General features: G+C 56.0%; 8 protein-coding genes. 7 read left to right on the forward strand and 1 reads right to left on the reverse strand.

Features of this window, described 5'->3' with window-relative positions; translation table 11 throughout:
* Nucleotides 1-369 precede the first annotated feature (369 nt).
* From VGE80_RS11355 to VGE80_RS11380, 6 genes are all read left to right on the forward strand, one after another.
* Nucleotides 370-1,086: a hypothetical protein gene (locus tag VGE80_RS11355; protein ID WP_440592748.1), complete on the forward strand. Its 717-nt coding sequence runs from the start codon at nucleotides 370-372 to the stop codon at nucleotides 1,084-1,086.
* Nucleotides 1,087-1,701: 615 nt separating this feature from the next.
* Nucleotides 1,702-2,253, forward strand: coding sequence for a class I SAM-dependent methyltransferase (locus VGE80_RS11360; protein ID WP_373652578.1), 552 nt, complete (start codon nucleotides 1,702-1,704; stop codon nucleotides 2,251-2,253).
* A gap of 465 nt (nucleotides 2,254-2,718) precedes the next feature.
* Nucleotides 2,719-3,762 carry a PSP1 domain-containing protein gene (locus VGE80_RS11365; protein ID WP_440592749.1) on the forward strand — a complete coding sequence of 348 codons (1,044 nt, stop codon included), beginning with the start codon at nucleotides 2,719-2,721 and terminating at the stop codon, nucleotides 3,760-3,762.
* 11 nt (nucleotides 3,763-3,773) lie between these two features.
* Nucleotides 3,774-4,211 carry a VanZ family protein gene (locus tag VGE80_RS11370; protein WP_373652576.1) on the forward strand — a complete coding sequence of 146 codons (438 nt, stop codon included), beginning with the start codon at nucleotides 3,774-3,776 and terminating at the stop codon, nucleotides 4,209-4,211.
* Nucleotides 4,212-4,236: 25 nt separating this feature from the next.
* Nucleotides 4,237-5,025 carry an NYN domain-containing protein gene (locus tag VGE80_RS11375; protein ID WP_373653798.1) on the forward strand — a complete coding sequence of 263 codons (789 nt, stop codon included), beginning with the start codon at nucleotides 4,237-4,239 and terminating at the stop codon, nucleotides 5,023-5,025.
* Nucleotides 5,022-6,122 (forward strand): threonine aldolase family protein, encoded by a 1,101-nt coding sequence (locus VGE80_RS11380; RefSeq protein WP_440592750.1) that lies wholly within the window; start codon nucleotides 5,022-5,024, stop codon nucleotides 6,120-6,122. The genes VGE80_RS11375 and VGE80_RS11380 overlap by 4 nt, the downstream gene beginning before the upstream one ends.
* Nucleotides 6,123-6,290: 168 nt before the next feature.
* Here VGE80_RS11380 and VGE80_RS11385 read toward each other — a convergent pair whose 3' ends face one another.
* Complete coding sequence (locus tag VGE80_RS11385; RefSeq protein ID WP_440592751.1) at nucleotides 6,291-7,310, reverse strand: S1C family serine protease; 1,020 nt, start codon at nucleotides 7,308-7,310, stop codon at nucleotides 6,291-6,293.
* A 243-nt stretch (nucleotides 7,311-7,553) separates the two neighbouring features.
* Here VGE80_RS11385 and VGE80_RS11390 point away from each other — a divergent pair.
* The coding region (locus VGE80_RS11390; protein ID WP_440592752.1) for a DUF1592 domain-containing protein at nucleotides 7,554-9,883 on the forward strand (2,330 nt) is incomplete at its 3' end.

Genomic DNA, 9,883 nt, shown 5'->3' on the forward strand with positions numbered 1-9,883 from the left:
CCCCGAAGATCCGCCCGTATGGGTCGTCGGTGCGCGACATTTTTTCCCGAGGCCACCTTCGGGTGGGACGACGATTGCTGCGGCGATTCCGTATGCCTCTACTGACTTCGTCGGTTCTGTGATGCCAAGGGGTTATGACCTTCAGAGGTCTGCACTGTCTCCTTGAAAAGGGGGCAGCATGGTGCGCCTACTTCGAAAACCGTGCTCGCCAGACTCGTCAGAATCCCTTTCTTCGGTTGATCTTCAGGTCTGATTACGCGAGTTGTCGGAATAGGGGCTTGAATTGCGTTGTGTAGGATAGGCAAAATGAGCTGAGTTGTTCGTCCTTTATGAACCCTCTGAATTCAGTGAAAGAGAAAGAACTCAGCAATGAAACGGAACCTGGTCAATTTCTCCCGCGTCCTGCTCGCCGCATTCGCCATCGCGGTGTCTTCACAGGCCGCTGACGCACAGCTCTACGGCGGAGGCTGCTGCGGATCGAACTATGACTATGCTTTTGCTCCTGTGCACTCCACTTCGAGCTTTGGGTACGGCTACACCCCAACCTTCCCTTCTTCGTACGGTTACTCTGGAATCGGGTACGGAGCCGCTCCATACGCCTATTCTGGGTACGCTGTCGGTTCGAGCTGCAACACGGGATGCGGCCTGTTCGGACACCTCCGTCGTCGACGTGCCTACTGTGCGTCACCCTGTGATTTCGGCACCTATTACCGACCCGCTTACTACGGTGGCTGTGCGACCACGACTGCGTGCTACGTTCGTCCCCGTCGCATTCGTGCCTGCCGTCCCCACTGCTACACCTATGCCTGTGGTACGGTTGCCTGTGCTCTCCCATCCCCGATCTACACCGGAGCCATCGCAACCTGCTGTGCTCCCGTCGCCAGCAGCTGCGGTGACGTTGGCTTCAGCGCGTACCCTGTCGATAGCAGCATCAGCACTTCTGCTCCGGCGGCTGTGAGTGCGACTCCGGCATTGAGTCCAGCTGCCCCTTCGACAGCTCCAACTCCGATTGCCCCAGCTCCCGCCACGAATCCTGCTCCTCCACAAGAACCTGCTTCGGCTCCAGCGCCGCAGCCCGGCACGTGACCAATGTCCCAATTCGGTCGGAAGTTAACCAACTTGGAAGTGCCGAGTCGTCAGCGTCAGACTGCCCGATAGCAACCCATGAGCAGCCCGAGCCAGATTTTAAACTGCTGTGCAGCTGAGATTTATAGTTTGCTAACGAGAATGTAAGTCCACTGAACTCACAAGCGTTCAGTGGACTTTTTTTGTGTTTAATTCCCGCCGTAAACAAACGACGGAGCAGGTGCTAAGCGTTTTCCAACCTGACCGCAGAATGATTTCCTGCGCTTTTCGAAGATACTCGAAACTGGTGATGAGGAACACTTGCAGCCGAAGGACGTCTACCGCAATGGTGAGTCAAGGGGCGATGCACAACTGGTCGATGCTCACCTGGTGGCGACGAAATCTTGAGAAGACGAGTGTACAGCGACTGCGGTTACGGTGATTTCGACACAATAGACCGTCGGAATTTTGAGAGGTATAACTGGCTCGGCATCGAATATCCATTCGGAGACGAAAGTAATGAGCTTTGCTGATTCTGTAGTTAAGGCGGTGGGTCCATGGCGAAAAACTTTGAGGACGCGTCGTCTTAAACCATTTCTCGGTATTGTCGAGGAAGTTTTTCGGGAACGAGGGGAGGTGCAAATTATTGATGTTGGCGGGACACGCAACTACTGGAATCTGGTCCCGCCCGAAGTGATGGAACAGTACAACATCTTTGTCACTGTCATTAATTTCAAATCTGAATCATTCGAGCCTACTTCGCGGATCCAATTCATCCAGGGAGACGGATGCAGTTTACCCGACTTTGGTGATAAGAAATTCGACATCGTTCATTCGAACTCGGTGATTGAACACGTTGGAACATGGAAGAACATGACTCAGTACGCTAACGAGGTGCGCCGCATCGCTCCTCGTTACTGGGTTCAGACCCCCTACTTCTGGTTCCCGATCGAACCACACAACATGACTCCGTTCTATCACTGGCTCCCCTTTTCCCTCCGTGTCAAATTGAATATGCGTTTCAATCTCGGAAACTGGACTCGCAGCAAGACAATTGACAATGCCGTGCGGACAGCAGAAAGCTCTCGACTGCTCGACTGTGCGATGTTGAAAGAGCTTTTTCCGGATGCCAAACGCCGGGTCGAACGCGTGATGCTGCTGCCGAAGTCGATCATCATGGTCAGGTAGCAGGTCGAGGTGTTAGAGCGAAAAATCCGGGCACAAGCCGAGTGATCGCAGGGCCCAAAGGGGCCGCATCTGGCGCGAGCCTCCGAAATGCCAACAGCAGCGGCTCACGAGGAAGCCGCTGCTGTTTCGTTTCCAGGTAGACTGAGGCGGGGGCGTTTTGACACGCATGTGAACGCTCTCCGCCGACGGGTTCGGACTCTTCTGACACGTGGAAACACAGTCGGCGGAGGCATCCTTCCAGCTGAGGTTGGAAGAGAATGTGCAGAGCTTATCGCTGTGTGTTGCTTGAAAACACTCCCACACAATTCTGATGACCGGTGTAACGGGGAAGTTCCCGAAGGCGACCGGAAGGCTACGGAATTAGAGGTTACCTTGGCATCGCAGGGTACTCGCTGAGTATACTCGGGTTCTCAGGCTCTCCAGAGAGAGGTCTTTCGCCCCAGGTGCCTCAATTTCGAAGGCTTTATGGATACTTTTGCCGAAGATTCATCATACGTCGTACGCTACGGAGTGACTCGGATTCTGGGCGAATTTACGGCCCGGGGATTCGCTCCGATCCCGCGTGGAACGGCTGTCATTGTTCGCAGTGATCGCGGCCATGAATGGGGAACCGTACTGAGCACGGCCACCGAGCAAACGCGGACGTATCTGGGATCGTCCGACGCGCACGGGCGAATTGTCAGGCTGGCCTCTCCGGAAGACGAGGCCGAGCGCGATCAAAAAATCCAGGCCGAGAAAGACGCGTTCGCCGGCTGTCTAGAGCTGATCAATGAGAGAAACATGCAAATGCAACTCGTCGATGCCGAACTCGTCATCGGCGGTGAGCGGCTGATTTTCTACTATGTGTCAGAACAGCGGGTCGACTTTCGGGATCTCGTCAAAGGACTGGCTAAGCGATTTCATGTCCGGATCGAGATGCGGCAGATCGGCATCCGCGATGAAGCAAAACTTCTGGCCGATTACGGTGACTGCGGGCAACCGGTCTGCTGCAATACGTTTCTGCGTGAGATGCCCCCCGTCTCGATGAAGATGGCCAAGCTTCAGAAGGCCACTCTCGATCCGTCCAAGATTTCGGGGCGTTGTGGTCGTCTGAAGTGCTGCCTGCGGTACGAATACGACACCTACGAAGAGCATCGCAAGGAGTTACCCCCGGTCGGTGCAACAGTCATCACCAAGCAAGGGACGGGACGGGTCATCGGCGTGGAACTGCTGGCTCAGAAGCTGGTGATTCAGTACGAAGGCCAGCGGCAAATCATCTCGGATGCAAAGGACGTGCTGACTGTTGTCAGTACCAAGTCACAAAAGAAGCCCGTTGCCCCCGTCGAAAAGACCGCGACTGACGCGACGGGAAACGACGATGCGCCGAGTTCTCGCCCGCGGCGTGAAAACAAGCCGCGCCAGGACAATCGCCCGAATCCGAGTCCTCGGCGAAATGCGGGTGAAGGCGAACCAGAGAATCGACGTGATGAACCCGCATCCGAGCCGTCCCCTGATGCTGATTTAGGGTAGACTTGCCAACCATGTCAAACGCTGCGCCGACACCCCAATCAGATCATTCACCTCACCCGAATCTGCTTGCCACGCGTATCGCGCTCGCAGTGCTGCTGATCTATTGGGTCGCCCTTTTCTACGGTACGCATACCCGAGTTCCGAAGGGGCTGCTTCCCAAGGATTCCGACAAGCTGATTCACTTCTGGGCGTACGCAGGATTGGGAATTCTGTTAATGTCCTACCGATCCACGCAAAGAGCCTGTACGTGGCTCAGTGTCGCCGGTTGCTGGCTTCTGCTCGCCCTGTACGGAGCATTCGACGAACTGACTCAGCCGCTGGTCAATCGGAATGCAGACCTGGCCGACTGGTACTGTGACATTGCCGGTGCACTGGTTGGGCTGGCGATGGTCAAGCTCGGTGTTCGGTACTGTCAGGCTCGGTCCCCCTCGCAATTACAAGAACCATGATCTTTTCAATGTAAGGCAGCCAATGATGTCAGAAGAGCCTCTGATCGCCGTGTTTGTGGATTTCGAAAATCTGGCGATCGGAGTCCGGCATATGAAGACAGGGGCGTTTCAGATTCAACTGATTCTGAAACGATTGCTGGAAAAAGGAAGAATCGTTCACAAGCGGGCTTACTGCGACTGGAGTAACTACCGCGACGCTGTGCGCGAGTTTCATGCTCAGGGGATCGAGCTGATCGATATTCCGCAGAGTAAGATGAGTGGGAAGAACAGCGCCGATATTCGGATGGTCGTCGACGCGATCGACCTCTGTTACGCCAAACAGCACATCGACGTGTTTGCACTGATTTCTGGGGACAGTGATTTTTCGCCCCTGGTGTCGAAGCTGAAAGAAAACAACAAACGGGTGCTCGGGTGCGGTGTGAAGAGCTCAACCTCTGACCTGTTGATCGCCAACTGCGACGAGTTCATCTACTACGACGATCTGATTCGCGTTGCGCGGAAGCCCGTGGTTGTTCCGAAACCGGGAGCATCTCAGGAAGACAAGACTCTCGAAGACAAAACGCAAGAGGCTTTCGATCGGACGATCGAAGTCTTGAATTCGCTGGAACTCGACTACGATCCGCCGATCTGGGGATCCATGCTCAAGCAGGCAATCAAGCGAGTTCATCCCGGGTTTAACGAAGGCTATTACGGATACGGGAGCTTCTCGGATCTGCTGCACGATATCGAAGATGCCGGACTGATCGAACTCGACTTTGATGAGAAGCGTGGCAACTATCAGATTCGCACCAAGAAGGTAGTGAAAAAGAAATGACCGATTCGATCGTTGGCCCCCTGATTGACCTTCGCAGCGATACCGTCACCAAACCGACTGCGGCGATGCGCGCCGTGATTGCTGCTGCGGAAGTGGGTGACGACATGACAGGGGAAGACCCCACCGTCAATCGACTCGAAAAGATGGTCGCGAATCTTCTGGACAAAGAAGCGGCCGTCTACAACTGCTCGGGAACCCAGTCCAATCAGATGGCGATTCGAGCCCACTGTCAGCAGGGTGATGAAATCCTGATTGCGGAATCGGGACATATCGTCAATTTCGAAGCGGGGGGAGCGGCCGCGCTCAGCGGCGTGACGGCTCGCTGTCTGCCAGGAAAAGGTGGCCTGCTCGACGTTGAAGATCTGGCAGGGAAGGTCCGGGCTGATAACCAGCACTGCTGCATTACCCGGCTGGTTTGCGTTGAGAATACCACCAACCTGGGGGGAGGACGCGTCTGGCCCCTCAAACAGATGGCTCGCGTCAGCGAGTGGTCACGCTCTCAGGGGTTGAAAGTGCACCTCGACGGGGCTCGCCTGTTCAATGCGACGATTGCCGGGGGGTATACCGCCCGTGAATTCGCGCGACATGCTGATACCGTCTCGATCTGTTTTTCCAAAGGGCTGGGATGCCCCATGGGATCGATTCTCGTGGGGGACGCGGCGACGATCCGTCTGGCGCGGCGCGCCCGAAAGCTGTTCGGCGGTGCCTTGAGACAGGCAGGAATGATGGCGGCCGCAGCAATTTATGCTCTTGAGAATCACGTCGAGCGACTTCGGGAAGACCACGACAATGCGCGTGCCTTCGCCGAACTGATCGCGGGGATCGATGGGATCCGACTCAACGTGGAGGAAGTCGAAACGAACCTCGTTTTCTTCACCATCGATCCAGAACTGGGGACCGCGGCGCAACTGTCGGCTCGCCTGCTGGAACGAGGTGTGCGCATCAATCCGATGGGATCACATCAACTGCGAGCCTGCACGCATCTTGATGTGGACAGGATGCAGGTTCTGGAGGCAGCAGCAGCCGTTCGAGACTGTGTTCAGCAGGGATTCTCTGATGTAGCGCGAACTTCCAGTGGTCCTTATGCATCCCGTTGAGTCGTCCAGTTCAACGGTGAATTCGGCTGTTGAATGTGATCGAGAACCTGCACAACAATTTCCGTCACTGGGGAGCCCGTCATCGCAGGATCACTGATGGACTCTGGGGATGTGGTGAAAGTCCACCGGTCATCTTGCGTTTGATCTTACGTTGCAGGGGCAACGAACTTATTCCGCAGGTTGCTGAAGTCTCAAATGGTGAAGCTGGGTATCTCGCACGACAGCCAGTTCCAGCGCTGCGTCGACCGGAATCCGGGTGAGAAATCGATGCAGGTCATCAATGCTCGAGACAAGGCGACCATTGACCGACACGATGAGATCGCCTGGCTGAATGCCGCTTCGGCCAGCCACACCCCGCGGATCGATTTCCATGACCTGTACAGCCAGGTCCGAGACAAGGTCCAGGTCGAGTACCTGAGCGCGGGGCAGTTGTACGACTGCGGCAGCGATCCCCAATTGGCGTCTTCGTACTCGACCGTGCTGGAGAAACTCTCCGGCCACCCACTGGACGGTATTGCTGGGAACGGCGAATCCGATCCCTTGGGCGAAGGCAATAATCGCTGTATTGACGCCGACGACGCGTCCTCGAGAATCAATCAGAGGTCCTCCGGAGTTTCCGGGATTGATGGGGGCCGCGTGCTGAATGATGTTGTCGATCAATCGCCCGTCACCGGCGCGCATACTCCGTCCGACACCGCTCACAACGCCGGTTGAGACGGTGGATTGGAGTCCCAGTGGGCTTCCCATCGCGATGACGAGTTGTCCGACACGAAGCTGTTGCGAATCACCGAATTGCACATAGGGAAGGTCTCGACCCGACAGTCTCACCAGTGCGAGATCCGTGGAGGGATCATCTCCCACGACGTCGCAGTCCAACCGGTCACCATCGGTCGTGAGCGCAATCAATTTCGATCGATTTCCGACGACATGGCTGTTCGTAATGGCCAGTCCGTCCGGCGAAACGATAAACCCCGACCCCTGCCCTCCCTCGCGAGACCCTGCGCGGCCCGCCAGGGAAATGACAGCAGGTGACACGGTGTCGACGACATGCATCACAGCACGGGAATATGCATCCAGTACATCAGTTTCATCCTGCGAGGGCGCGGGTGTCCGGGAATGCGGGCGGCTGGACTCGGGTCGGTCGTCGTGATCTGCGGTAAAAAGAAAGTTCCATGATGGATCGTACATGTTCAGCATGTCTCCCGCCGGTGAGGCCGGCTACGTCACACATTCGAGCGTTGATGTGATTTTGAAATCTGCGAAATTATACGGCTGTCCATATAGCGGTCCATCGGCAGTCACAGTCGGTGATCTTGCAGGGCTGACTTTCCTGTTGCAGACGCCTAAAATAGATCAGCCCGCCCTCAATGACCCTGCCGAACAGAAGCCAAATTCTCTGCGTTGATTCGACTCCACTGGTGAACTGTGCCCATGCTTTCGATCTCCCTTCCGTCTCACAGCTCTGCCAAATGCCTTTGCCTCATGCTGCTGATGGTTTTTGGAGGAATGCTCAGCGTCGCTCCAGTCCTCGCAGGCGAGTCAGGACTGACGGGGGAAGCCATTTATCAGCAGAAGTGCGGCTCGTGCCACGGTGCTCAAGGGGAAGGCAAAACGGCGGAATATCCGCATCCTCTTGTCGGCGACCGCTCGATCGGAGAACTGGCGGAGTACATCAGCCGTACGATGCCTGAAGACAATCCTGGAACGTGTACGGGCGAAGAAGCCCAGCGCGTGGCGGAGTTTATCCATGAGACTTTTTATTCGGCCACGGCCCAGGCGAGAAACAAGCCGGCCCGCATTGAACTGTCTCGATTGACCGTACGTCAGTATCGCAATGTGATGGCTGACCTGATGTCAGAGTTTTTGGCGAAGGGATCCGCAGACCGTCGCGAAGGCCTTTGTGCGGACTACCACAAGGGCCGCAATGTCTGGGCGGATGACAAAGTGATTGATCGACTCGATCCCCAGATTGCTTTCGACTTTCAAGACAAAAGCCCCGATGCCGATGCGCCAGATGGTCCGAAAATGGAACCCTATGAGTTCAGCATTAAATGGCATGGCTCGGTCTACGCTCCAGAAACAGGCGACTACCAGTTCACCGTTCGCACCGACCAGTCGATGCGATTCTATCTGAACGATTTCCGGCAACCGCTGGTCGACGCACATGTGAAATCCGGATCCGATACCGTCTACAGCAATACGATTTACCTCATCGGGGGCCGCTACTATCCTCTGCGGCTAGAGTTCTCAAAAGCCTCTCAAGGGGTCCAGGATGACAAGGTCAAGCAGCGTCCGCCGGCACCGGCGTCCGTGTTTCTTGAGTGGAAACGACCTGACCATCTCGAAGAAGTGGTTCCGTCGCGATTTCTGATCGCGGGAATGGCTGCTCCCGTCTTTGTCGTTAGCACTCCGTTTCCGCCGGACGATCGCAGTCTGGGCTGGGAGCGGGCGACGACGATCTCGAAAGATTGGGACGAGGCAGCAACCGAAGCCGCGTTTGAGGTGGCAAGTTATGTGACGACTCATCACACCTCACTTGCAGGGGTCGAGAAGGATGCGCCCGACTATCCGGCAAAACTGAAAGCGTTCTGTGAGCGATTCGTGGAACTGGCGTTTCGCCGGCCGCTCACTCCAGAGCAGCGAGAGCTGTACATTGAACGCCAGTTCGCCGGGACTCCTGATCTCGAAGCAGCTTTGAACCGGGTGGTGCTCCTCACGCTGAAGTCGCCTCGCTTCCTGTACCGTGAAATTGGGGGATCGCCCGATCAGGTCGATGATCCGTATCACGTCGCCTCGCGAATCTCATTCGGTATGTGGGACTCGCTGCCGGACCGCCCTCTGCTGGATGCGGCGTCCCGTGGGGAACTTAAGACCCGAGAACAGATCATCGCTCAGGCCGAGAGAATGGTGAGCGACGATCGGACGACTTCCAAGTTACGCGAGTTTTTTCTGCGTTGGCTGAAAGTCGATCGTGGAGCAGATCTCAGCAAGGATCCGGTCGCCTATGGAGACTTCAACGAAACGCTCGCAAATGATCTGCGCACATCCCTGGAACTGTTCCTGGATGACGTTCTGACGAGTGAAACCGCAGATTTTCGTGCTCTGCTGCTGTCTGAAGAGCTTTATCTGAACGGTCGGCTGGCGAAGTTTTATGGTGCGGATCTGGCCGAAGACGCCCCGTTCCAGAAGACGTCTCTCGAACCGGGAGAGCGAGCCGGCGTGCTGTCGCATCCGTACATGATGACCGGATTCGCCTACACCGCCACAAGTTCGCCCATTCATCGCGGAGTCTTCGTCTCACGCAGCGTGCTGGGACGAACACTGAGACCACCTCCGGAAGCCGTGACACCGCTGGCTCCTCAATTGCAACCGGACCTGACGACTCGGGATCGGGTCGCACTGCAGACAAGTCCCGAAAACTGTCTGTCGTGTCACTCCCTGATCAATCCATTGGGGTTCACGATGGAAAAGTTCGACGCTGTGGGACGGTTTCGGAAAGTGGAAAACGGCAAGCCGATCGATGCCACAGGATCGTACCGAACTCGCCAGGGTGATACAGTACAGTTCTCTGATGTGACGGACCTGGCGCGGTTTCTGGCAGACAGTTCGGAAACACACGGAGCAATCGTTGAACAACTGTTTCATGGCATGGTCAAGCAACCGATCCAGGCCTATGGAACCGACGTGAAAGAGTCGTTGCGAGAGGCCTTTACCAAAGACAATTTTCACATTCGACGGTTGCTCGTTCAGATCATCGCAAC

It is taken from the genome of Schlesneria sp. (assembly GCF_036405755.1).
Classification (GTDB): Bacteria; Planctomycetota; Planctomycetia; order Planctomycetales; family Planctomycetaceae; genus Schlesneria; species Schlesneria sphaerica.